General features: G+C 46.4%; 24 protein-coding genes and 1 pseudogene. 13 read left to right on the plus strand and 12 right to left on the minus strand.

Annotated elements, in window-relative coordinates; translation table 11 throughout:
* Positions 1–167 precede the first annotated feature (167 nt).
* Entirely contained in the window at positions 168–1,019 is an 852-nt protein-coding gene (locus ACXAH6_RS10965; protein WP_474876777.1) for a mechanosensitive ion channel family protein, read from the minus strand.
* 306 nt (positions 1,020–1,325) lie between these two features.
* Here ACXAH6_RS10965 and ACXAH6_RS10970 point away from each other — a divergent pair, with 306 nt between their 5' ends.
* The 5 genes from ACXAH6_RS10970 to ruvX all read left to right on the plus strand — a co-directional run bounded on the left by ACXAH6_RS10970 (position 1,326) and on the right by ruvX (position 4,399).
* Positions 1,326–1,454, plus strand: coding sequence for a hypothetical protein (locus ACXAH6_RS10970; RefSeq protein ID WP_474876779.1), 129 nt, complete (start codon positions 1,326–1,328; stop codon positions 1,452–1,454).
* Between the two features lie 136 nt (positions 1,455–1,590).
* Positions 1,591–2,319, plus strand: coding sequence for a 16S rRNA (uracil(1498)-N(3))-methyltransferase (locus ACXAH6_RS10975; RefSeq protein WP_474876780.1), 729 nt, complete (start codon positions 1,591–1,593; stop codon positions 2,317–2,319).
* Positions 2,320–2,445: 126 nt separating this feature from the next.
* Positions 2,446–3,402, plus strand: a complete 957-nt coding sequence (gene gshB / locus ACXAH6_RS10980; protein ID WP_474876782.1) for a glutathione synthase — start codon at positions 2,446–2,448, stop codon at positions 3,400–3,402.
* 6 nt (positions 3,403–3,408) lie between these two features.
* Complete coding sequence (locus tag ACXAH6_RS10985; protein ID WP_474876784.1) at positions 3,409–3,975, plus strand: YqgE/AlgH family protein; 567 nt, start codon at positions 3,409–3,411, stop codon at positions 3,973–3,975.
* The gene (gene ruvX / locus ACXAH6_RS10990; protein ID WP_474876786.1) at positions 3,968–4,399 is read left to right on the plus strand and encodes a Holliday junction resolvase RuvX; all 432 of its coding nucleotides are present in this window, start codon (positions 3,968–3,970) and stop codon (positions 4,397–4,399) included. The genes ACXAH6_RS10985 and ruvX overlap by 8 nt, the downstream gene beginning before the upstream one ends.
* On the opposite strand, the gene ACXAH6_RS10995 is transcribed toward ruvX, so the two are convergent.
* Genes ACXAH6_RS10995 through ACXAH6_RS11005 form a run of 3 tightly spaced genes read right to left on the minus strand, consistent with a single transcriptional unit; the run spans position 4,400 to position 6,921 of the window.
* Complete coding sequence (locus ACXAH6_RS10995) at positions 4,400–4,735, minus strand: putative signal transducing protein (RefSeq protein ID WP_474876788.1); 336 nt, start codon at positions 4,733–4,735, stop codon at positions 4,400–4,402. It abuts the gene before it with no gap.
* Positions 4,736–4,740: 5 nt separating this feature from the next.
* Complete coding sequence (locus tag ACXAH6_RS11000) at positions 4,741–5,868, minus strand: PilT/PilU family type 4a pilus ATPase (protein WP_474876789.1); 1,128 nt, start codon at positions 5,866–5,868, stop codon at positions 4,741–4,743.
* Positions 5,869–5,877: 9 nt separating this feature from the next.
* On the minus strand, positions 5,878–6,921 hold the full coding sequence (locus ACXAH6_RS11005; RefSeq protein WP_474876791.1) for a type IV pilus twitching motility protein PilT: 1,044 nt from the start codon (positions 6,919–6,921) through the stop codon (positions 5,878–5,880).
* Between the two features lie 29 nt (positions 6,922–6,950).
* Between ACXAH6_RS11005 and ACXAH6_RS11010 the strand changes: the two genes are divergently transcribed.
* Genes ACXAH6_RS11010 through ACXAH6_RS11025 form a run of 4 tightly spaced genes read left to right on the plus strand, consistent with a single transcriptional unit; the run spans position 6,951 to position 9,482 of the window.
* On the plus strand, positions 6,951–7,643 hold the full coding sequence (locus ACXAH6_RS11010) for a YggS family pyridoxal phosphate-dependent enzyme (RefSeq protein ID WP_474876792.1): 693 nt from the start codon (positions 6,951–6,953) through the stop codon (positions 7,641–7,643).
* 22 nt (positions 7,644–7,665) lie between these two features.
* On the plus strand, positions 7,666–8,487 hold the full coding sequence (proC, locus tag ACXAH6_RS11015) for a pyrroline-5-carboxylate reductase (RefSeq protein WP_474876794.1): 822 nt from the start codon (positions 7,666–7,668) through the stop codon (positions 8,485–8,487).
* 15 nt (positions 8,488–8,502) lie between these two features.
* Positions 8,503–9,036, plus strand: coding sequence for a YggT family protein (locus tag ACXAH6_RS11020; RefSeq protein WP_474876796.1), 534 nt, complete (start codon positions 8,503–8,505; stop codon positions 9,034–9,036).
* 11 nt (positions 9,037–9,047) lie between these two features.
* On the plus strand, positions 9,048–9,482 hold the full coding sequence (locus tag ACXAH6_RS11025) for a DUF4426 domain-containing protein (RefSeq protein WP_474876798.1): 435 nt from the start codon (positions 9,048–9,050) through the stop codon (positions 9,480–9,482).
* Between the two features lie 46 nt (positions 9,483–9,528).
* On the opposite strand, the gene ACXAH6_RS11030 is transcribed toward ACXAH6_RS11025, so the two are convergent.
* The 4 genes from ACXAH6_RS11030 to yaaA all read right to left on the minus strand — a co-directional run bounded on the left by ACXAH6_RS11030 (position 9,529) and on the right by yaaA (position 12,751).
* Positions 9,529–10,722 carry a hypothetical protein gene (locus ACXAH6_RS11030; RefSeq protein ID WP_474876799.1) on the minus strand — a complete coding sequence of 398 codons (1,194 nt, stop codon included), beginning with the start codon at positions 10,720–10,722 and terminating at the stop codon, positions 9,529–9,531.
* A 153-nt stretch (positions 10,723–10,875) separates the two neighbouring features.
* Positions 10,876–11,211 carry a VOC family protein gene (locus ACXAH6_RS11035; RefSeq protein WP_474876801.1) on the minus strand — a complete coding sequence of 112 codons (336 nt, stop codon included), beginning with the start codon at positions 11,209–11,211 and terminating at the stop codon, positions 10,876–10,878.
* 76 nt (positions 11,212–11,287) lie between these two features.
* The gene (locus ACXAH6_RS11040; protein WP_474876802.1) at positions 11,288–11,920 is read right to left on the minus strand and encodes a glutathione S-transferase family protein; all 633 of its coding nucleotides are present in this window, start codon (positions 11,918–11,920) and stop codon (positions 11,288–11,290) included.
* A 54-nt stretch (positions 11,921–11,974) separates the two neighbouring features.
* Complete coding sequence (yaaA, locus tag ACXAH6_RS11045; RefSeq protein WP_474876804.1) at positions 11,975–12,751, minus strand: peroxide stress protein YaaA; 777 nt, start codon at positions 12,749–12,751, stop codon at positions 11,975–11,977.
* 317 nt (positions 12,752–13,068) lie between these two features.
* Between yaaA and tal the strand changes: the two genes are divergently transcribed.
* From tal to ACXAH6_RS11060, 3 genes are all read left to right on the plus strand, one after another.
* The gene (gene tal, locus ACXAH6_RS11050) at positions 13,069–14,031 is read left to right on the plus strand and encodes a transaldolase (protein ID WP_474876806.1); all 963 of its coding nucleotides are present in this window, start codon (positions 13,069–13,071) and stop codon (positions 14,029–14,031) included.
* Between the two features lie 48 nt (positions 14,032–14,079).
* Positions 14,080–15,729, plus strand: coding sequence for a glucose-6-phosphate isomerase (gene pgi, locus ACXAH6_RS11055; protein WP_474876808.1), 1,650 nt, complete (start codon positions 14,080–14,082; stop codon positions 15,727–15,729).
* 239 nt (positions 15,730–15,968) lie between these two features.
* Positions 15,969–16,142 (plus strand): DUF3545 family protein, encoded by a 174-nt coding sequence (locus ACXAH6_RS11060; protein WP_474876810.1) that lies wholly within the window; start codon positions 15,969–15,971, stop codon positions 16,140–16,142.
* Positions 16,143–16,215: 73 nt separating this feature from the next.
* Here the strand turns inward: ACXAH6_RS11060 and ung are convergent, their stop codons facing one another.
* The 4 genes and pseudogenes from ung to thrA all read right to left on the minus strand — a co-directional run.
* Positions 16,216–16,875: a uracil-DNA glycosylase gene (gene ung, locus ACXAH6_RS11065; protein ID WP_474876811.1), complete on the minus strand. Its 660-nt coding sequence runs from the start codon at positions 16,873–16,875 to the stop codon at positions 16,216–16,218.
* Positions 16,875–18,164, minus strand: a complete 1,290-nt coding sequence (gene thrC / locus ACXAH6_RS11070) for a threonine synthase (RefSeq protein ID WP_474876813.1) — start codon at positions 18,162–18,164, stop codon at positions 16,875–16,877. Before thrC ends, ung begins: the two co-directional genes overlap by 1 nt.
* Positions 18,165–18,174: 10 nt before the next feature.
* On the minus strand, positions 18,175–19,131 hold the full coding sequence (thrB, locus tag ACXAH6_RS11075; RefSeq protein ID WP_474876815.1) for a homoserine kinase: 957 nt from the start codon (positions 19,129–19,131) through the stop codon (positions 18,175–18,177).
* 16 nt (positions 19,132–19,147) lie between these two features.
* Positions 19,148–21,628 (minus strand): annotated as a pseudogene (thrA, locus tag ACXAH6_RS11080) (bifunctional aspartate kinase/homoserine dehydrogenase I); the annotation flags it as partial.
* A 57-nt stretch (positions 21,629–21,685) separates the two neighbouring features.
* Between thrA and ACXAH6_RS11085 the strand changes: the two are divergent.
* Positions 21,686–21,832, plus strand: coding sequence for a hypothetical protein (locus ACXAH6_RS11085; RefSeq protein ID WP_474876816.1), 147 nt, complete (start codon positions 21,686–21,688; stop codon positions 21,830–21,832).
* The last annotated feature ends 68 nt before the right edge of the window (positions 21,833–21,900 follow it).

A 21,900-nucleotide genomic window follows, 5' to 3' on the forward strand; every position in this document is an offset into this window, starting at 1 on the left:
CCATGTGATGAGACTCGTACTTCCATCTTCGTAGCATACAGGCCTCGGACTCATTCATCCACGGGTAAACCCGTGGTGTTCTGTCGCTTCGCGACCGGTCACATAAAAAAAAGCTCGACCACAGTGTTCAATGAACACGGTCGAGCTTTTTCCATAATGTCTAACGCTTATTTGCTTTCGTTAGCTTCTGCTTTTTCTTCAGGTTCTTCTCTGTGTAAATGCACATCCATTTGAGGGAACGGAATTGAGATACCTTCCTCGTCAAAGCGCAATTTCACTTTTTCGGTAATGTCGAATTTCACATCCCAAAAATCTTCTGATTTCACCCATGGTCTAACAACAAAGTTAACACTGCTGTCGCCCAGTTCTGACACAGCAATACGCGGCTCAGGTTCTGGTAATACTCGTGGGTCTTCCGCAATAATTTGCTGCAACACATTTTTGGCTTTCAACAGGTCATCGCCGTAGCCAATACCAAAAACAAAATCTACACGGCGCGTTGGCTTCGCTGAATAGTTGGTGATGTTGTCGCCATAAATAGAGCCATTCGGCACTATGATTTCTTTGTTATCTGGCGTTGTCATGATCGTGGTAAAAATACCAATATTCTTCACCGTACCCGAGGTTCCCCCGGCTTCGACAAAGTCTCCCGCTTTAAAAGGTTTAAATACCAATAGCATGACACCAGCAGCGAAGTTTTTCAGTGAGTCTTGTAACGACAGACCAATGGCAAGGCCTGCTGCACCTAAAATAGCAACCAACGACGTTGTATCAACACCAAGCTCATTAAGCGACGCCACAATAACAAACAACATCAATACGGCGTTGAGAATCGACTTCAAAAAGTCTATTAGCATTGGGTCATATTTCGACTTTGACATAACCTTGCCAAACATCGACATGATGAGGCCAACCACTATGCGACCAATAACAAAAATAGCGAGAGCGAAAAAGATATTGATCGCCCATGGCACGGCGTAATCGTTTATATAACCGTCGATTTGATCGGCTGTAAGCATAGAATAGTCCTTCTTGTTGTACGCGCTGAACTGGCCGGGAAGCCGACTAGCGAAGTTGCAGGCACACACGTGTGTGTGTATCCGTTGAGTGTATTCACGGTAGCAATATATCACATCGTCTTGCAACGACAACTTAATGAAATCACGACAATACCGCCTTGTTACAGAGTAGTCGGTTTCCCACCGCCCGAGCTTCTGTATTACTTTAAATACCTAAGTATGGGCAAAACTGTTTAAAAATCAGTGCGGCAAAATAATATTAGGTATTAACAGACCATACTTAATTTATTACTGATAGGAAACGTTATGTTGGTACTCATCTCAGCACTTGGCATTGTTGGCGGAATTTTGGCTTTTGCACTTACTACTGATAAGGGTAAAAACACAGTACACGCACGTCGTGCTCAACAAGCGATGACGATCCAGTCGAAATAAGCGATAACGGTTACCCAACCACCGTATAAGTATGCGATTTACTTCGTCATATCACGAGAATATGGCGAAGTGTTTGCGCAGTGTCGCTACCTATCGTTAAAATACCGCTGATATCAAAACTTTCTTAAGGTTGTTCATGCGGGTACCTAGACTCTTTCACCCTTCTCATATTCCTCTTGAGGAAACCTTTGCGTTATCGCAAGACGCGGCTCATCACGTGGGAAATGTGCTGCGTTTAAAACCAGGCCACCCAGTGGTGTTATTCAACGGCGACGGCAATGAGTACAGCGGCGAATTAATTAGCGTAAGCCGCAAAGTAGTTGAAGTTGAGATAGACGCACAATTAAGAATCGACCCTCAATCACCGCTACCTATACACCTCGGCCAAGGTGTGTCTAAAGGTGACCGAATGGATACCGTACTGCAAAAAAGCGTTGAGCTAGGCGTAACCGAAATTACGCCATTAATCACTGAGCGTTGTGCGGTAAAACTCGACCCATCACGTTGGGAAAAAAAACACGCCCAATGGCAAAAAATTATCATTTCGGCATGTGAACAATGTGGGCGTAATACGCTGCCGGTATTACATGACCCTGTAGCACTTAACCAATGGCTTGCCGAATCGACAAAAGCCACACGCCTGACCTTGTCTCCAACAGCAGAGAAACGGTTTGGTAATGTAGAATACAATACCCAAGGCTATCGCTTATTAATTGGGCCTGAAGGTGGGCTATCTGAAACTGAAGTGCACCAAGCTTCTGAAAACGGCTTTTTATCAACCACATTGGGGCCGCGTATTTTACGCACAGAAACCGCAGCAATCGCAACGGTGAGTATCTTACAGTCGATGCACGGCGATTTATAATTCACAGTGGCGCAAAATCTTGCCCCTAGTTAGCGAGATATCAGCCGCTATTCATTGCTGAATAACGGTTGATTTTCCGGTATAAAACGCCATATACACACTAATTCAACGGTTTTGGAAAATAGTATGAGCTACTCAGTTGGGGTCGTAATGGACCCTATTTCAGCAGTCAACACCAAGAAAGACACCAGTTTTGCCATGATTCTCGAAGCGCAAAAGCGCGGGCTAACGGTGTACTACTTTGAACAGGCAGACCTGTACATCGACAACGGTGTTGCTATGGGGTTAGCGCGTACAGTAACCGTAAAAGACCAACCTACTGATTTCTATACATTGGGTGACGTCACGCCGATGAAGCTCAGTGAAATCAACGTATTGTTAATGCGAAAAGACCCGCCGTTCGACAGTGAGTTTCTTTACGCAACGCACATCTTAGGCCTTGCCGAAGAAGGCGGCAGCTTGGTAGTGAACCGTCCGCAAAGCCTGCGTGACTTTAATGAAAAACTCTTTACCTCGTGGTTCCCTGAGCTTATTCCTGCCACCTTAGTCACTCGCAATGCGGACCTTGTAAAAGCGTTCCACAAAAAACACGGTGACATTATTTGCAAACCCTTGGATGGAATGGGCGGCGCGTCGATTTTCCGCGTTGAACCCTCTGGCACTAATTTAGGCGTGATCATAGAAACCATCACCAACAAAGGCCAAGAGCAGATGATGGTGCAAGAATACTTGCCGGCGATTAAAGACGGCGACAAACGTATCTTGATTGTGGATGGTGAACCCATGCCTTACGTATTGGCGCGTTTACCCAGCAAAGGCGAAACCCGCGGAAACTTAGCCGCTGGCGGTACTGGCAGACCTCAGCCATTGAGTGAAAGCGACCGCCGCATTGCCGAAACGATTGCCCCCAAACTGAAAGAAAAAGGCTTATTATTTGTCGGTCTAGATGTTATCGGCGATCGCGTAACTGAAATCAACGTTACCAGCCCCACCTGTGTACGTGAAATAGAAGCACAGTACGATATTAATATTATTGCTAAACTGTTTGATGCTATTGAGCGCAAGTTGTCGACTAAGGAATAAGCATAAATGACAGAACTTAGAAGTCTGGAAAATCATTTTCTCATAGCAATGCCCACCTTGGACGACCCATACTTTACTCGGTCACTCACTTATATTTGCGAGCACAACGCCGAGGGCGCGATGGGGTTAGTGATTAACCAACCCACTAACATGAACCTCAAAGAGCTACTTGAGCAAACCGATAAAGACGCGGTGGTTGACCCAGACAAAGCTGAGCAAATTATTTTATCAGGCGGGCCTGTGAGCCAAGAGCGGGGCTTTATTTTGCACTCAACTCAATCAGGGTGGAGCTCAAGTTTATCGTTAACGCCTGAGATTATGGTCACTACGTCTAAAGATATTCTGTCGGCATTAGGCAATGACAAAGGACCAGATAAAGCCATAATTACATTAGGCTATGCGGGCTGGACAGCTGGGCAGCTTGAACAGGAATTGCAAGACAATGCCTGGCTGACTGTGGAAGCAGACACCGATATTCTATTTAACACGCCTATCCATAAACGGTGGGAATCTGCCGTGAAAAAGCTAGGTGTGGATGTATGGCAATTAACACCGGATTCGGGTCATGCCTGAGTTAGGTCAACGCACGGTACTCGCGTTTGATTTCGGCACCAAAAGTATTGGTGTTGCCGTTGGTCAAGAAGTCACAGGCACCGCGGCGCCGCTAGCGGCGTTGAAAGCCAATGACGGCATTCCAGATTGGGATCAAATCGAAAAGATTTATCAGGAATGGCAACCCCATATTGTTGTGGTGGGCCTACCGTTGAATATGGACGGCACCGAGCAGCCCATGACTGCGCGCGCACAAAAGTTTGCTAACCGCTTGCACGGCCGCTTTCGTGTGGCAGTAGACACCTACGACGAACGGCTCACTACCGTTGACGCTAAAGCCATGTTATTTGAACTGGGCGGCTACAAAAAACTCACCAAAGGCAAAGTTGACAGTGTGTCAGCTTGCGTGATCTTCACCAGTTGGTATGAGCAACAGTTCGACTAACTACACCTGTGCCGCCACTTCTTCGTCATCAACGGGTGAGTAGCCACAACGCCAACAACTTTCAAATGCGCTGCCATTGGTCTCTTGGCAGCTTGAGCAGCACCAATCAGCATGCAAGCTGGGGGCGCCTTCCATTTCATTTAACCAAGCCTGTACTTTGGCGAACCATTCATCGTCCATGAGCCAAATTTCTTGTTCGAGCTCATGAGGTGGTAGTTCCCCCATAGCCCCAGACAGGAAACTATTTTTCACCAGATAAGGAACATCTCGCATGTCCAACATATTCCGCACCTGCTGGATCATAAACGGGTCCCCATGACCATACACTTTAATCATCGCTACTAGTCCATATCAATTGACACATCTGACAATGATCCCAGTGATTTATCACCTGTTTCACTGCCTAACCCACTATCCAATTTAATCATTAAGCGTAAATCATTTGGCGAGTCAGCATGATGCAATGCTTGCTCCAGCGAGATCCGATTAGCCTTATACAGGTCGAACAACGCCATATCAAAACTTTGCATCCCCTGCTCTTTGCCTTTTTGCATGGCTTCTTTCAAGCTGCCAATATCATTGCGTTGAATTAAGTCGCGAACCAGCGGAGAGTTCAACAAGATCTCTATCGCCGCTACTCGTCCCTTGCCGTCAACGGTCGGTACCAGTTGCTGGGCAACAATCGCACGTATATTCAAGCTAAGGTCGAACCTAAGCTTGTCGTGCATATCTTTTGGCGCGAGGTGCATAATACGCTCAATCGCTTGATTGGCATTATTCGCGTGTAATGTTGCCACACACAAATGCCCAGTATCAGCGAAAGACATGGCGTATTCCATGGTTTCCATGGAACGTATTTCACCAATCAAAATAACATCAGGAGCCTGACGCAACGAACTCTTTAGAGCGTCATCAAAGGTGAGTGTGTCTATGCCCACCTCTCGTTGGGTCACCACACAATTATTGTGCTCATGCACAAACTCTATCGGGTCTTCAATAGTGAGTATATGCCCGCGAGAATGCTGATTGCGATGACCAATAAGCGCTGCCAATGAAGTCGATTTACCCGTTCCGGTACCACCGACAAACAACACCAAACCGCGTTTTGACATAATAATGTCTTTGAGCACCGAAGGCAGCCCGAGGTCGTCGGCTTTGGGAATTTGTGTGACGATCCGCCTTACAACCATACCGGCTTGATCGCGTTGCCAAAAGGCACTGCAACGAAATCGACCAATGCCTTCACGCGCAATGGCGTAGTTACATTCTTTGTCTGTCGCGAAACTGTGTTGCTGGGCTTCTGTCATGCTTTCATGCACCAGCGCCAGCGCATCGGCTTCACTGAGTTTACTGTCTGTGAGCGGCGTCAACTGACCATTAATTTTGGCGCTAACGGGAAAGCCGACGGTTACAAACAGATCAGAAGCACCTTGTTCAACCATCGCTCTGAGGCAAGTTTCTAAATTCATATGCACTCCTTAAAAACCCGGTTTAGGCTGCTTATCAATAGACTTCGCCGCCGCATCTTCTTGCGTGATCACGCCCATTGCCACTAAACGCTGGAGGCACTGATCCATGGTTTGCATTCCATGGGCTTGCCCGGTTTGAATAACAGAGTACATTTGCGGCACTTTGTCTTCGCGGATCAAGTTTCGAATCGCGGGAATACCCACCATGATCTCGTGAGCGGCCACACGGCCACCGCCAATTTTCTTTAGTAGGGTTTGAGATATGACTGCGCGCAACGATTCTGACAACATAGAGCGCACCATGGCTTTTTCTTCTGCTGGGAACACGTCAATAATACGGTCGATGGTTTTTGGGGCTGAGTTGGTGTGTAGCGTACCAAACACTAAATGGCCGGTTTCAGCCGCCGAAATCGCCAACCGAATGGTTTCTAAATCCCGTAATTCACCCACTAAGATCACATCGGGATCTTCACGTAGCGCCGAGCGCAACGCATTAGAGAAACTGTGGGTATCGCGATGCACTTCGCGTTGATTGATCAAACTGAGTTTGTTGTCATGTACAAATTCAATAGGATCTTCAATGGTCAGAATATGCTCACGCTTGTAGGTATTAATGTGGTCTATCATCGCCGCCAGCGTGGTACTTTTACCAGAACCCGTCGCGCCCGTGACAAGTACAATCCCTGTGGGCTGATTGATAATTTGTTTGAAAATTTCAGGCGCTCCCAATTGCTCTAGCGTAAGCACATCACTGGGGATGGTTCTCAACACAGCCGCGGCACCTCGATTCTGTACAAAGGCATTCACACGGAAGCGCGATAAATTTTTCACCTCGAAAGAAAAATCGGTTTCCAACCTTTCTTCGTATTCCTTCCTTTGACCGTCATTCATAATCTCATAAATAAGCGCATGGACTTGTTTGTGATCGAGTGGGTCAACATTGAGCTTTCGCATTTCACCGTCAACGCGAATAATCGGCGGCAGCCCGGCTGACAAATGTAAGTCAGACGCTTTATTCTTTACACTGAAAGCCAAAAGTTCGGTAATATCCAAAGCCAATTCTCCGTGTCAGAAGGTGTTTAATGGAAACAATAGCAGATCGATTAAAAAGCGCACACGCAACCATCGAACAGGCAACCGTTGCGGCGGCACGCCCTCCCCATTCTGTGCAATTACTCGCAGTGAGCAAGACCAAACCCGTATCTGATATCAAGCATGCGTATGAAGCGGGACAACGTATGTTTGGTGAAAACTATATTCAGGAAGGGGTTGATAAGATTCAGCAACTTAGCGACCTCACTGACATTGAGTGGCACTTGATTGGGCCAATTCAATCTAACAAAACTAAATTGGTGGCTGAGCACTTTAATTGGGTGCAAAGTATTGATCGCGAGAAAATCGCCCGCAGATTAAGTGATCAGAGACCAAAAACACTGTCTCCACTCAACGTGTGTATTCAGGTAAACATCGACGACGAGGCAACTAAATCGGGTATTCACCCGTCGGAATTACCAGCCTTGGTTGATATTGTGAGTGGTTTGCCTAACCTGAAACTCAGGGGATTAATGGCGATACCCGCTCCGACAGACGATGAAACAAAGCAGGCGGCAACCTTAACAGCGCTGGCCACTTTGTTCCGTGAATATCAGACAAAATTGAGTGGATTTGATACCCTAAGTGTAGGAATGAGCAGTGATGTAGAAGCTGCCATTACACATGGTTCGACGATGGTGCGAATAGGCACAGCAATTTTTGGTGCTCGTAACTATCAATAAACAAGTTATAAGATGAGGTGACATGCAACAACGTAAATTGGCATTTATCGGCGCAGGCAATATGACTCGTAGCATTATTAGCGGATTAGTTAATGCTGGATACGACAAGGATTCTATCATCGCAAGCAACCCGTCGACACCTAAACTCGACAAACTAGCGGCAGAATTTGGTATTCGTACAACACAGAATAATGCCGAAGCTTGTGAATTTGCTGATGCTATCGTGTTGTCGGTAAAGCCACAGCTTATGGGCGATATGTTGGCAGAGTTACAAACCGTTGCCACTTTTGACGACAAATTGTTTATGTCCATCGCAGCGGGTTTACCCGTGGCGCGTTTACAAGCCATGCTTGGCGGAGACTACCCCGTAGTACGTATTATGCCAAACACCCCTAGTTTGCTCGGCAAAGGCATGTCGGGCTTGTATGCAGAAGAAAGCGTGACAGAGGCAGACAAAAACTATGTGGCCGACGTGATGGGCAGTGTGGGTGCTACACTTTGGGTAGAAAAAGAAGACGACATCAATGGCGTGATAGCGGCCGCAGGCAGTAGCCCTGCTTATTTCTTTTTGTTTTTACAAGCGATGCAAGACAAAGCGATGGCGCTTGGTTTTGACAAAGACGATGCCCGTGAACTGGTGCAACAAGCCATGTTGGGCGCGGCAGAAATGGTCGTTAAAAATCAAGACTTAGAACTTAGCGAATTGCGTGCTCAAGTGACTTCAAAAGGCGGCACAACAGCCGCAGCTTGTAATACCTTTATCGATTTGGGCATTGAAGAGATTGTCGGTAAGGCAATGCAAGCCGCCGTTGATCGCGCCGAAGAAATGGCTAAGCAGTTTTAATCAGGAAACCTTTTAATGAACGCGTTGTATTTTATCGTTACCACATTATTTGAATTGTATTTAATGGTGGTTTTGCTGCGCTTATGGCTGCAATGGGCTCGTGCCGATTTTTATAATCCAATGAGTCAATTTGTCGTTAAAGCCACCCACCCTATCGTTGGGCCTTTACGCAGAGTCATTCCCTCAATCGGGCGGTTCGATACCGCAACATTGGTTCTCGCCTTGGTGGTCGCTTTTTTAAAGCTCCTCACCGTGAGCGTGGTATTTGGACGTCATTATCCACTCGCTGTGATGGCCATGGGTGCAGTGCTCCAAGTTTTCCATGAGTTCTTCAAGTTGGTGTTCTTTGTGTTGATCTTACGCGCTATTTTAAGCTGGGTAAGTCAAGGGCAAAGCCCCATCGAATACGTTTTGTATCAATTGACAGAGCCATTCTTAGCACCGATCCGCAGAATAATTCCGCCTATTGGAGGGCTAGATCTGTCGATATTGATTGCCATTCTCGGCCTGCAATTTTTGCAAATTTTAGTGGGTGACTTTATCCGATGAGGTTAACGCGTATGCTAAAACGACTTTTCTCTGTCACTCTGTTAATTTTAGGCGCTATAGTGTTAAGTAGCCACTCACACGCAGAACAGAAAATGGTCAAGGGCGATTGGGATATTCACTATGTTGTAGTGGATACCACGTTCTTAACCCCAGAAGTGGCTAGTGCTTATGGCATTGTTAGGAGTAAATACAATGCCATCGTTAACATTTCTGTTTTAGACAGTGAGTCGCTAGAGGCACAAAATGTCGCGGTATCGGGTGTTGCGCGTAATTTACTTGGCACCTCAAAACCTTTGAGTTTTAAGAAAGTGACGGAAGGCGATGCCATTTATTACCTCGCCACTCTGTCATTTAGAGATCAAGAGCAATATCGCTTTGATATTGAAGTGCAGCGCGGTAACACGGTCGAAAAAATTCACTTCCAACAAAAGATGTACGTTGAATAACCCAGCTTGTGTGCGCCAACAATGCGTTGGCGCACATGACTACCAACTAGCTATGCGGTTTTATCATGCAAGTAAGCGGGTCTAAACAGTAAGACTCCGGCAAGTAAGGATAAGACACCATGGGAAGCGCTTCCCGAGATTCATACTGTATATTGCTGCTGTCTATTTCTGGCATTTGCGCTTCACCTACAAACACATTCCCTTCAATAGTAATAGGCAATTCGCCTTTGTCCTGACCTAGAAACACATCGGTTCCTATACGGTCAAAAAGAACGAGATTATCGGTAAAGGTAATGGCGTTCTGTGAATGCTTTCTGCCTTCTAACCCAAAGCCGATCATTTGTTGGTTTGCCGACAGCGGCCCTTGTTGCAATATAGAATCGGTGACAATCAACTGACCGCCATTGGACACATCGATCAAACGGCTATCAACCGACGACAACGACGCAATAATAGAATGACGTATTTCGGTGATCGGCCCCCGGCTTTTTATCGCATGCCCCTCATCTTTAGAGGCAATAAACAAACTATTAAAAATGTGTAAGGGGGCTTTACCGGTATAGATGCCGTGCGCCCGCCCTGCTTTGCCAAGACGCTCAAATCGACTGTCATTGATCATAATTGGCCCGGCTGTTCGACCATTCTCTAACACGCCATTTTCACTGTGGTGAAAATAAACATGTTCCAACGTCAGCCCTGCGCCCTCTTGACGAATACAGGCTCCATTTTTATCGCGAACATTGACGCCACGGCACTCAATATTTCGAATGGTCACATTATTGGCTTGATTCACAATAAAAGCCTTTCGACCAAAGGCCGCGTTTTGAAAAACCACATGACCGCGGCCAATCAGAATGACATCGTCGGTAGTAATTTTAAACGGAGTATTGTACACCCCTTCGGCAATCTCTAAGGTGTCGCCTCGCTGTAGTGCTGCAACGGCATCAACTAAGGCACCGGCGGGCTTGCCATTTATACGAGTTTGCGTGATTGTGGGATACGCCGGGTCTGGTTTCCAAGGCTTGAATACCGCCTCAAGCTCTTCAGCAACCGACTCAAATTTGATAAGCGATTTAATTTCATTTTCTTTAAGTTGTGTATAGATCACGTCTGTGGCTTTTCGATAAACACGCTCGCCAATAGAGGGTTCAAGTACTAAGGCTCCGAGTAAAGCAACATGCGCAAATACACCAACTGTGGTGAAATAATTGCGAAGCGATTTTTTAACGCGTGGTTTCATAGTCAATTCAGATAAACCATTTCAATAAAGAATAGCTCAAATTAGGTTACTGCAGTATTGGTAACTACTGAGCAAACAGCAACAGACGGGTAGCATAGAAAAAGCGCAGACAGACTGTCTACGCTTTTCTTAATTCTACACCGGATGAGACAACTAGAATTGATCAAACATCAACACATTGCCATCAGGATCTTTCACCATGCAATGGCCCGGACCACTGTCACCTTTTACTGGTACTGTAATTTCCACACCTTGACTGGCTAAATGGGCCTCTATCGCTCGCACGTCGGTTGGATTGAAGGTTAAGATATTGTCTTCAAACATGCCTTCGAATAGCCCGATCATAGTCGTGCCATTTTTCATAATCAGCCACTTGTCTTCGACAGAACCACAATTTTCCAACAGATTGAAGCCAATACCCTCGTAAAACGATTTCGAAGCTTCTATGTCTTTCACCGCCAAGCTCAGTGAAAACATCCCCAATTCCATGAGTTTATCCTAATCATTACTGGTCAGAGAAACACCAGCATGGCGATAAAACCATCAACTTGCAAGCGGAAATCGGCTACTTAACACTGCAGGCGGCTTTTTCTCTTTCTATGGCGCGAATACAAGCATCGCGTTTCATCATAGATAAGCGATAGCGCTCAACTTGGGGAGGCAAGGTTTCGACCGACGCTTCCGTAGCCCAAGTGAGTAAGTGAGCGGCAACAATGTCTGCGATGGTAAACCCCTCGCCACACAAGTAAGGGTTGTCGCCTAATAAGCCAACAAAGGTTTTTAGTGCCCGCTTAAATTCCCAGTTAGCTGTTTCCAGCATTGCAGGCAATCTGATGTGTTCAGGTAACGCGAAAGTATGCTTAGCTTTACTCCAAAGAGGCTGCTCTAGCTCCGTTACTAAAAAGTACATCACCTGCTCTAATTCAGCGCGAGCCGGCGTCCCTGCATTGGGAATTAAATCACCCGGTGCGTGTTTGTCTGCCAAGTAAGTGATAATAGCGGCCGATTCAAACAACGACACTTCGTTACTTTTTAAAAATGGTACTTTACCTGCGGGGTTAATAGCGCGGTAAGACGCAGAAAGGTGCTCGCCTGCACGTAAATTGATAGGCTCATAGTTATAGGGTAACGACAAGGCCTCCAACGTCCAAGCAACGCGGAGCGACCGTGTAGCCGCCCAACCATACAGTGTATACATAAAAGCAATTCCCTGTGTTGTAATGTCTAAACTCGTCCTTGAGTGTAGTGTATGTTATGCCTGTTCGTCGCGCAGAAATACTAATTCAGTAGCCGAACTCTGCTCTTCACTGAAGCGGTACCCCGCGGTGTCGAAAGCCTTTAAGCCGTCAACGTCTTTTACTTGGTTTTGAATAATATAACGCGCCATCAAGCCTCGCGCTTTCTTAGCGTAAAAGCTGATAATTTTGTATTGGCCATTTTTACAGTCTTTAAATACCGGCGTGACGATCATGCCGTCAACGTCTTTCTTCTTCACTGACTTAAAGTATTCATTGGATGCCAGGTTTACCAGTACGTTGTCACCTTGCGCAATCAGCGCGTCGTTAATCGCAGCGGTAATCGTGGAACCCCAATAAGTGTAAAGATCTTTTCCTTTAGGGTTAGCAAGTTTAGTCCCCATTTCCAATCGGTATGCTTGCATCAAATCTAGTGGCTTCAATAAACCATATAGCCCAGACAAAATACGCAAGTGAGATTGGGCATACGCAATATCATCTTTGGATAGAGAGGCTGCATCAAGGCCGGTGTAAACATCACCGTTAAAAGCAAACAAAGCTTGGCGAGCGTTGTCTTGTGTAAAAGGCGTAGACCATTCAGCAAAACGATTGGCATTTAGCGTTGCCAACTTATCACTAATGCTCATCAGAGAAGCTAAATCAGCAGGCGACAATTCACGGCACGTGTCTACGAGTTCCGCTGCCTGTTCAAGTAAAGCAGGCTGTGTATATTCGGGTGTGGGCACGGGGGATTCAAAATCCAAATTTTTCGCTGGCGAGACAACAACTAGCATAATAACTCCTCATTTAATTTCGATTCATTATACCACTCTAATTACTAATTTTTAGACTGAAAAATCGATTAGAACATTTAAACAATTCTATAGGTTAATAATACGCGTTGAATGGGTTACACTGTATGCCTGTTTTTGGTTAACGCGACCAATACCCTACAAATTGGACATGACAACTGTGAGTAACATCACTCTTGAAAAAAGGTCATCACGTCCATAAGAATCATAAAAAATGCTTGTCATATGTTCGCTATACTTGGCCGCTAAGCTAAGCGCAACATCTTCGTACGTCAAAATTTAGACTTAAAGAGAGCAACATGAGTAATCAATTAGAATCGTTGAAAAAACTAACTACCGTTGTCGCTGATACGGGCGATATCGAAGCCATCAAAACTTATCAACCTGTCGATGCTACAACCAATCCTTCGCTTATGTTAAAAGCGGCGGGCCTACCGCAGTACGCCAGCTTAATTGACGAGTCTGTAGCGTGGGCAAAAAGCCAGTCTGACGACCCAGCTCAGCAGTTGATCGACGCTTCAGACAAGCTTGCCGTGGCAATTGGTAAAGAAATCTCAGGTGTTATTCCTGGTCGTATCTCAACAGAAGTAGATGCGCGTTTGTCATTCGATACTCAAGCTACCATCGAAAAAGCAGAACGCTTAGTCGCACTTTATAAAGAAGCGGGAATCGATAAGTCTCGTATCTTGATCAAAATTGCTTCTACATGGGAAGGGATTAAAGCCGCTGAAGTACTAGAGAAGAAAGGCATTAACTGTAACCTTACTCTCCTGTTCAGCTTTGCCCAAGCACGTGCATGTGCTGAAGCCGGTGCATTCCTTATTTCACCATTCGTTGGTCGTATTCTTGACTGGTACAAAAAGAGCACTGGCAAGACCGATTACACTGCTGAAGACGATCCAGGTGTAGTATCTGTTACCAACATCTACAACTTCTACAAAGCACATGGTTACAAAACCATCGTTATGGGTGCAAGCTTCCGCAACACAGGTGAGATCATTGCTCTTGCTGGCTGTGACCGCCTAACTATTAGCCCTAACCTATTAGAAGAACTGGCAAACACAGCAGGCGAACTAACACCTGTACTTGAGGACAAAGGCGCAACAGAACAACCTGGTGCCAAGTTAAGTGAAACAGAATTCCGCTGGGAAATGAACGAAGACGCAATGGCGACAGAAAAATTATCTGAAGGTATTCGCAACTTTGCCGCTGACCAGAACAAACTTGAGACTATGTTAAAAGAAAAACTCGGCGTATTATAATACAATATTAACAATACATTTCGATTGATTTAAACATAGGGACCTCATATGACTTCTTTGACAAGCCAGCCAGAGTGGCAAGCATTGTCAGCACTGGCTGACAATGTGAAAGACGCACACATGCGCGATTGGTTTGCTGCCGATCCGTCACGTGCAGACAAGATGCAGCTTCAAGCTTGTGGCCTGTTTTTAGATTACTCTAAGAACCGCGTTACAGACGAAGTACTTTCTGCACTCACCAAACTGGCTGCGGCAAGTGGTGTAGACAAGCATCGCGCCGCCATGTTTGCGGGCGAACGCATTAACAACACTGAAAATCGTGCAGTATTGCACACTGCTTTGCGCAACTTCTCTGGCAAACCTGTGATGGTAGACGGCGAAGATGTAATGCCTGAAGTATTGGCTACACAGGAAAAAATCAAAGCATTTACCCATGCTATCCACTCAGGTGAGCACAAGGGTTACACAGGCAAAGTGATTAAGCACATAGTCAGCATTGGTATTGGCGGCTCTTTCTTGGGCCCTAAAATCATGACTGAGGCGCTTAAGCCCTATCGCTCAGACGCGGTGAAAGTGCACTTTGTAGCAAACGTAGATGGTTGCCACATTCACGACGTATTGTCTGAACTTGACCACACTGAAACCTTGGTTGTCATGTCATCGAAGTCGTTCTCGACACAAGAGACACTGCAAAACACCTTGTCTGCGAAAGACTGGTTCTTGAAACAAGGTGGCACGCAAGAAGACATCGCGAAACACTTTGTTGCCGTATCTTCAAACGTGAAAGCAGCAACAGATTTCGGTATTGCCGAAGAAAACATCTTCCCGATGTGGGATTGGGTCGGCGGCCGTTACTCACTGTGGTCAGCTATTGGCTTGCCAATTTCATTGGCTTTGGGCTTTGACAACTACAAAGGGTTGTTAGACGGCGCATACGCCATGGATGAGCACTTCCAAAGTGCCCCACTTGAAGAAAACATGCCTGTACTTCTCGCCCTATTAGGCGTGTGGTATCGCAACTTCTTCGGTGCTCAGTCTCACGTTATGCTGCCTTATTACCACTACCTTCGTGGTTTACCTGCTTATGTTCAGCAGTTAGACATGGAGAGTAACGGTAAGCAAGTAACACAAAACGGTGAAGTAGTGAGTTACGAAACCGGCCCTATCATTTGGGGAAGTGAAGGCACCAATGGTCAGCACAGTTTCCACCAGCTGATTCACCAAGGCACCACTTTGATCCCTGCTGATTTTATTTTGCCCCTAAATGTACCAAACCAAGACGATACGCATCATGCGATGTTAGCGTCGAACTGCTTTGGTCAAACACAGGCATTAATGCAGGGTAAAACCTTCGAAGAATGCTTCGCTGACCTTGATGGTAAAGGCCTAGACAAAGACGCACAAAGCCAGCTAGCACAGCACAAAACAATGCCTGGTAACAAGCCTAGCAATACGATCATGTTTGATAAGCTTGACCCATTCACACTTGGCGCGTTGGTTGCAATGTATGAACATAAAGTGTTCGTGCAGGGTGTGATCTGGCAGGTTAATTCCTTCGATCAATGGGGGGTTGAACTAGGTAAAGTACTCGGAAATCAAGTACTAGCAGGCATTCAAGGTGAATCCGGCGACAACCAGTTCGACAGTTCAACTGAACAATTAATCGCCCGCTTTAGGGCAGCTAATGCACCAAAATAAGTAGCAAAAATTATTTAGCACAATTTTTGTGCAAATTAATTAGCTTACCACTGGCGCAGCCCAATCGTGCTGCGCCTTCATACTCTCCACGTTCACCGCGATTGTCATCGCACTGTCACAATTTGTTAATAAAAAGTAAAACTAACTATTTTATTTTCGATGTCGGTGTGATAAACATCAGTTAGAGTACTTTTCGTACTCTGGTTATTGCAGTTAGCGGTAGAAACAAGGAGATCTCTGTGGATAATTCAGATCTATTTGCAGTGCTAGACATACAAGAACGTCCAAAAACAAAAAGTAAGAAGCGCAAGTGGAGAGAGATTGAGGCTATTCAGGATAAATTCCGGCTTGAAAAAGAGCTCGCAGAATTCGATTCGTTCTACGATGTTGAGCTAGAAGACTTAGAAAGATAAACACGTTTCGGCCACCCCATGGGGTGGCCGAATTTGTTTATGCACTGGGCTCGTTGAAATGATTCAGCGACGCTTATACTTGCCACCTAATGGGAGATTTCCCTTGCTGGCTAAGTAGTGTGTTTGTCTGACTAAAGTGACCACAGTCAAAGAATCCGCGATGTGCTGATAGCGGAGACGGATGTGGTGCAGTTAGCACATGGTGTTTGCTAGCATCTATCCTTGCGCCTTTCTTTTGCGCGTGGCTGCCCCACAATAAAAACACCACACCTTGGTTATGGGTGTTAACAGCATCTATCACTGCATCAGTGAAAGTTTCCCAGCCCCACTTCGCATGGCTGTGGGCTTTACCCTGTTCCACGGTTAATACCGTATTGAGTAACAACACACCCTGCTCGGCCCAGGTTTGTAAATTGCCGTGTTCAGGAATGGTAAAATCGTTGAATTCCCTCGCCAGTGCCTTGTAGATATTCACTAGAGAAGGTGGCTTTTTTACGCCTTCAGGCACAGAAAAACTTAAGCCGTGGGCTTGCCCTGGACCATGATATGGATCTTGGCCTAATATCACGACCTTAACGTCGCTCAATTCGGTATAGGTTAACGCGTTGAATACTTGATCAGCTGGCGGGTAGATAGTTTTACCAGCATCGCGCTCAGCTTGAACTTTGGACATCAGGCGAAGAAAGTACTCCGCCTGTTTTTGCTCAGATAGCGAGTCGTGCCACGTGGCCATTACTCACCTTTTAGAATTGAGAACATGTGCGCTTTTAACGCCTCATAATCCGCAGGTAGGTCAACCGCTAGGCTGTCTTCACCCGCACAATCAGCAAGTGGTTTAGGCAAGCTTAAAGGCTGGCCTAATACATTCTCAACGGTTTCACGGAACTTAGCAGGGTGAGCCGTTCCAAGGAACATACCCACTTCACCTTCGTTAAGGTCATGGCTGACTGCGCGATAGGCAATCGCCGCGTGAGGCTCACTGGTGTAACCGAGTTGCTGAAGTTGGCGCATCGCCATTTGCGTGGTTTCTTCATCAACAGTTTCACCGCGCAAGCACGCTTTGTCGATATAACCTTGCTCAATGAGTGCTTCGATACGAGGCCAGTTATTCGGCTGGCTCACATCCATCGCGTTAGATAGCGTAGCCACAGTCGGCTTAGGCGCCCACTCACCGGTTTTCAGATAACGCGGTACCGTGTCGTTTAGGTTAGTGGCAGCAATAAAGCGCTTAATTGGCAATCCCAAAGACTTGGCAATCATGCCCGCGGTTAAATTACCAAAGTTACCGCTAGGTACAGACACCACCAATTGGTCGCGCTTGTCTTTCGGCAATTGCGCCATCGCTTCGAAGTAGTAGCACACCTGCGCAAGCAAACGGCTAATATTGATAGAGTTCGCTGAGTTTAGGTGCAAGCCTTCACGTACGTCTGGATCATCAAACGCCGTTTTTACGAGCGCCTGACAAGCATCAAAGTCACTCTCGACCGCAACCGTATGAATATTGCCACCCAAAGTCGTAAATAGCTTTTCCTGCAGTTGGCTAATTTTGCCTTTCGGGAACAAGATCACTACGTTGATGTTATCAATACCGTGGAAGGCATGGGCAACTGCTGCGCCAGTATCACCTGACGTAGCGGTAAGAATAGTGATTGGCGCACCGTCACTAATACGTGACAAGCACTGAGCCATAAAGCGACCACCAAAGTCTTTAAATGCCAGTGTAGGGCCATGAAATAGCTCTAATGAGTACACGTCGTCTTTGACTTTGGCTACTTCCGCAGGGAAGTTAAAAGCAGTTTCAACAATCTCTTCAATAACACCGTCGCCTAGCTCGTCGCCAATAAGCGCTTTTAGTACCGCAATACTGCGTGGTACAAAAGGCGTATCCAGCAAGGCATCAATATTATCCAGCTTGGGAATACTGGTCGGGAAGAATAACCCCTGTTGTTGACCTAAACCTTGCTTAACTGCTTGCGCGAAAGATACTTTTTCTTCCGCGACTTTTAGATTTACCAATTCCACAATCTATACCTTACTGATTTTCTTGCTGACTGCTCGCCCCTTGGGCAGGGATACGGCAGACATGACTAAAGCCATCTTCATTCTGAACATAATTGCTATTCAACCAGTCAGCAATCACATTCGCTTGTTTGTAATCGTCGCACACGGCAAATACCGTTGGGCCAGACCCAGAAATACCGAATGCCATAGCGCCATTTTCGGTGCTAAACGCTCGTGCTTCATCAAAGCCTGGCAGCAAGGATTTGCGATAGGGTTCTGCAATTACGTCTTGCATCACACTTGCAGCGAGCGCATGGTCATCTTGATACAAGGCGTGCACAAACACACCTAACTGACGACCAAATGCCAACGCCGTACTCATTTCCACTTGCTTGGGTAAAATATCCCGTGCGGCCGCCGTCGACACGCTAATGCCGGAATAACACACTACCCAATACCAGGTTTTCACTACCGGTAAAGATGCCGTAACAGCATCATCGTTGCCCGTCATTAGCGTCATGCCGCCTAAGTAACAAGGCGCCACATTATCATAGTGAATCGAACCACTGATTTGCCCTTCTAATTCGCCCATCATTAACAACAAGGTGTTCTCGTCGAAAGGCTTATCAAAGTGCGCATTCAAGCCATAAAACGCGGCAACAATCGAACTCGCACTAGAGCCCAAACCACTGCCGATAGGCAAATTTTTATGCAATGTCAGTTGAACTGGGTTCACCGACTTGCCACTTGTTTGCATTTTTTCGCAAAAGTAATGATAGCAGCGCGTCACGATATTGCTGTCGGCATCGCCCGGCAATTTGTGCGCAAACGGGCCAGTCACATCCAATTTAAAGGCGTCAGCATCGGCCACAATCACTTCATCGCCAAGTACACTGCCGTCGAGTGGCTGTAAAGCGGCACCTAATACATCAAAACCTAAGCTCACATTACCTATAGAAGCAGGGGCATAAGCGCGAGTTACTTTCATCTTTATTCCTTACAACTTAAAGCGCGGTTTGCTTCCACGGCATGGTACGTAAAATATCGGCAAATACGCCCGCAGCAGTCACGGTAGCTCCAGCACCATAACCACGAATAACATACGGGATCGGGTTGTAGTAATCACTGTGGATCGCGAGCGCATTTTCACCGTCTTTCACCGCCGCTAACGGGTGAGACAAGGGCACAGCTTTAATCGTAACTTTACACTTATCACCTTCAATCGAGCCGATATAGCGCAGTACTTTACCTTCTGATTTTGCTGTTTCTACACGCTCAGCTACAGCAGCATCCAGCTCTGGAAGTTGCTGCATAAAGGTGTCTACATCACAATCTTCTGCAAAGCCTGTTGGCAATACCGATTCAATTTCGATATCTGACAGCTCAAGGTTTAAGTCGGCTTCGCGGGCCATGATAAGAAGCTTACGTGCCACGTCCATACCGCTTAAATCATCGCGAGGGTCAGGTTCTGTAAAGCCATTCGATTTAGCTACTGATGTAGCTTCAGAGAGCGTCATGCCTTCATCTAATTTGCCGAACACATAAGATAAACTGCCTGACAAAATACCCTCGAAACGATGCAGTACGTCACCGGCGATAAACAGCTTTTGCAGGTTATCAATAACCGGCAAACCTGCGCCTACTGTGGTTTCGTACAAATACTGGCGATTGGTCTGCAATGCTGTATTGCGCAGCTTTTTGTAGTACTTCATCGAATCGGTATTCGCCTTTTTATTTGGCGTTACCACGTGGAAGCCCTGCTCCATCATATCGACGTATTGGCTAGCAATGGCTGCGTTACTGGTACAATCCACGATCACCGGATTAACCAACGCATTGTCATTCACAAAGGCATGCACACGCTCGATAGAAAACGCTTCACCGGCTTCGTTTAATTTCGCTTTCCAGTCGCTTTCTACTTCAACATTAATACCTGCACTGTCGAGCAAAAGCTTGCGGCTATTGGCAATACCATAAACACGAAGTTGAACGTTGCGAGCAAGCAATGTGGGTTGCTGCTTAGCAATCTGGCTCAGTAACTCAGCGCCTACCACACCACAACCAATCAAAAATACGTCGATGGTATGACGGTCAGAAAAGAAGTTCTGGTGAATCACTTTTACCGCTTTCTTGGCACGCTTGCTTTCGATAACGGTCGAAATAGAACGCTCTGAAGAGCCCTGAGCAATCGCCACATTATTCACACGAGCCTGCGCCAACGCGTTAAAGAAACGCGCAGCCAACCCTTTGGTGTGGCGCATACCATCACCTACCAAGGTTACAATGGCTAGGTCTGTGCGTACTTCTATCGGATCGAGCAATTGGTTTTGAAGCTCTAGTGCGAATGCGTCTTCTAATAATGTTTGCGCACGGGAAGCGTCTTTGCTGTGAATGCAAAAGCTAATGCTGTACTCAGAGCTTGATTGCGTGATCAAGCTGATTGAAATGCTCGCGTTAGACATGACTTCAAATACGCGACTGGCCATGCCCACCATGCCCTTCATACCAGGGCCGGCAACGTTAAACATCACCACGTCGTCGAGCTGTGAAATGCCTTTCACATTGGTCCAAACTTCACTCGCTTCATTACTGATAAGCGTACCCGGCGCAGCAGGGTTCAGTGTGTTGCGGATCAAACAAGGAATGTGATGCTGGGCGATAGGACCAATGGTTTTCGGGTGTAGCACCTTAGCACCAAAATAAGACAACTCCATGGCTTCTTGATAAGTGAGTTTGTCTAATAATACTGCGCCTTCAACCTGATTTGGGTCGGCGTTATATACACCGTCTACGTCGGTCCAAATCTCACAACAATCGGCATCGATACACGCGGCAAGGATAGCGGCGGAATAATCTGAACCATTACGGCCCAACGTGACTTTTTCGCCTTTTTCATTTGCTGCTACAAACCCAGGCATAATGAGTAGTTGGCTACCGTCAGTGACCACATCGTCAAAACGCGCTTTGCTCAAGCCAACGTCCGCGATGCTATCGAGGTATTCACCCTCAGCGAGAATATAATCAACTGGGTCGATAATGCGGTTAGCCACGCCTTTAGAGGACAAGATAGCGCTGAATAGGGTCACACTCACGTATTCACCTAGGCTCATAATGGCTGCGGTCACAGGGTCTGGCGACACGCCTAGCAATTTAATCCCTTTTAATTGCTTATCCAAACCCGCCAAATGGGTTTCGATAAAGTCATTCACCGCGCTAGCGTCAAAACCTTCTAGGTTATCTGTTAATTCAGCGGCAATACCGCGTAATAAGGTGTCGAGCTTGTTTAGTAACGGCTCGTAGTCTTCACCAGCAGCAGCTTGCTCACACAATGATGAAAGCGCGTTAGTCACGCCTTTGGGAGCAGATAACACAACAGCCGCACCGCCGGTTTGGTGGGTCGTCAAACTAATCTCGGTCACACGCAAGTAACGTGTTGCATCGGCCAGAGATGAACCACCAAACTTTAAGACTTTCATGGAATGCTCCTTCGCTTCACTTCTTGTTGATAGGCCTCGCTATCGAAAAAACAGAGGCTAAAAACTATGCAAAAAAAAACCCGCTCTTTTCAGGGCGGGTTTCTGGTATTTGTTTGCTTACGCGCACTAGCCAGCGACCGCCCTCAACGAGGTGGTAATAATCATGCCGGTGGTGCCAATAATCATATTCATGTCGTCCAATTTGCCGTATAGACGTCTATATGTCAATACAGAATTGGCGAAATTTTGATTACATTTTTATTATTGTTAGGTTTCGCAGT

This window comes from Alteromonas sp. ABE4_545, from assembly GCF_056161325.1.

Excerpts from the sequence above, each read along its gene's own strand:
- ACXAH6_RS10965 (WP_474876777.1), bottom strand. The coding sequence starts at position 1,019 with ATGCTTACAGCCGATCAAATCGACGGTTATATAAACGATTACGCCGTG.
- ACXAH6_RS10970 (WP_474876779.1), top strand. The coding sequence starts at position 1,326 with ATGTTGGTACTCATCTCAGCACTTGGCATTGTTGGCGGAATTTTGGCT.
- ACXAH6_RS10975 (WP_474876780.1), top strand. The coding sequence starts at position 1,591 with ATGCGGGTACCTAGACTCTTTCACCCTTCTCATATTCCTCTTGAGGAA.
- gshB (WP_474876782.1), top strand. The coding sequence starts at position 2,446 with ATGAGCTACTCAGTTGGGGTCGTAATGGACCCTATTTCAGCAGTCAAC.
- ACXAH6_RS10985 (WP_474876784.1), top strand. The coding sequence starts at position 3,409 with ATGACAGAACTTAGAAGTCTGGAAAATCATTTTCTCATAGCAATGCCC.
- ruvX (WP_474876786.1), top strand. The coding sequence starts at position 3,968 with ATGCCTGAGTTAGGTCAACGCACGGTACTCGCGTTTGATTTCGGCACC.
- ACXAH6_RS10995 (WP_474876788.1), bottom strand. The coding sequence starts at position 4,735 with ATGATTAAAGTGTATGGTCATGGGGACCCGTTTATGATCCAGCAGGTG.
- ACXAH6_RS11000 (WP_474876789.1), bottom strand. The coding sequence starts at position 5,868 with ATGAATTTAGAAACTTGCCTCAGAGCGATGGTTGAACAAGGTGCTTCT.
- ACXAH6_RS11010 (WP_474876792.1), top strand. The coding sequence starts at position 6,951 with ATGGAAACAATAGCAGATCGATTAAAAAGCGCACACGCAACCATCGAA.
- proC (WP_474876794.1), top strand. The coding sequence starts at position 7,666 with ATGCAACAACGTAAATTGGCATTTATCGGCGCAGGCAATATGACTCGT.
- ACXAH6_RS11020 (WP_474876796.1), top strand. The coding sequence starts at position 8,503 with ATGAACGCGTTGTATTTTATCGTTACCACATTATTTGAATTGTATTTA.
- ACXAH6_RS11025 (WP_474876798.1), top strand. The coding sequence starts at position 9,048 with ATGCTAAAACGACTTTTCTCTGTCACTCTGTTAATTTTAGGCGCTATA.
- ACXAH6_RS11030 (WP_474876799.1), bottom strand. The coding sequence starts at position 10,722 with ATGAAACCACGCGTTAAAAAATCGCTTCGCAATTATTTCACCACAGTT.
- ACXAH6_RS11035 (WP_474876801.1), bottom strand. The coding sequence starts at position 11,211 with ATGGAATTGGGGATGTTTTCACTGAGCTTGGCGGTGAAAGACATAGAA.
- ACXAH6_RS11040 (WP_474876802.1), bottom strand. The coding sequence starts at position 11,920 with ATGTATACACTGTATGGTTGGGCGGCTACACGGTCGCTCCGCGTTGCT.
- yaaA (WP_474876804.1), bottom strand. The coding sequence starts at position 12,751 with ATGCTAGTTGTTGTCTCGCCAGCGAAAAATTTGGATTTTGAATCCCCC.
- tal (WP_474876806.1), top strand. The coding sequence starts at position 13,069 with ATGAGTAATCAATTAGAATCGTTGAAAAAACTAACTACCGTTGTCGCT.
- pgi (WP_474876808.1), top strand. The coding sequence starts at position 14,080 with ATGACTTCTTTGACAAGCCAGCCAGAGTGGCAAGCATTGTCAGCACTG.
- ung (WP_474876811.1), bottom strand. The coding sequence starts at position 16,875 with ATGGCCACGTGGCACGACTCGCTATCTGAGCAAAAACAGGCGGAGTAC.
- thrB (WP_474876815.1), bottom strand. The coding sequence starts at position 19,131 with ATGAAAGTAACTCGCGCTTATGCCCCTGCTTCTATAGGTAATGTGAGC.
- ACXAH6_RS11085 (WP_474876816.1), top strand. The coding sequence starts at position 21,686 with ATGCAAAAAAAAACCCGCTCTTTTCAGGGCGGGTTTCTGGTATTTGTT.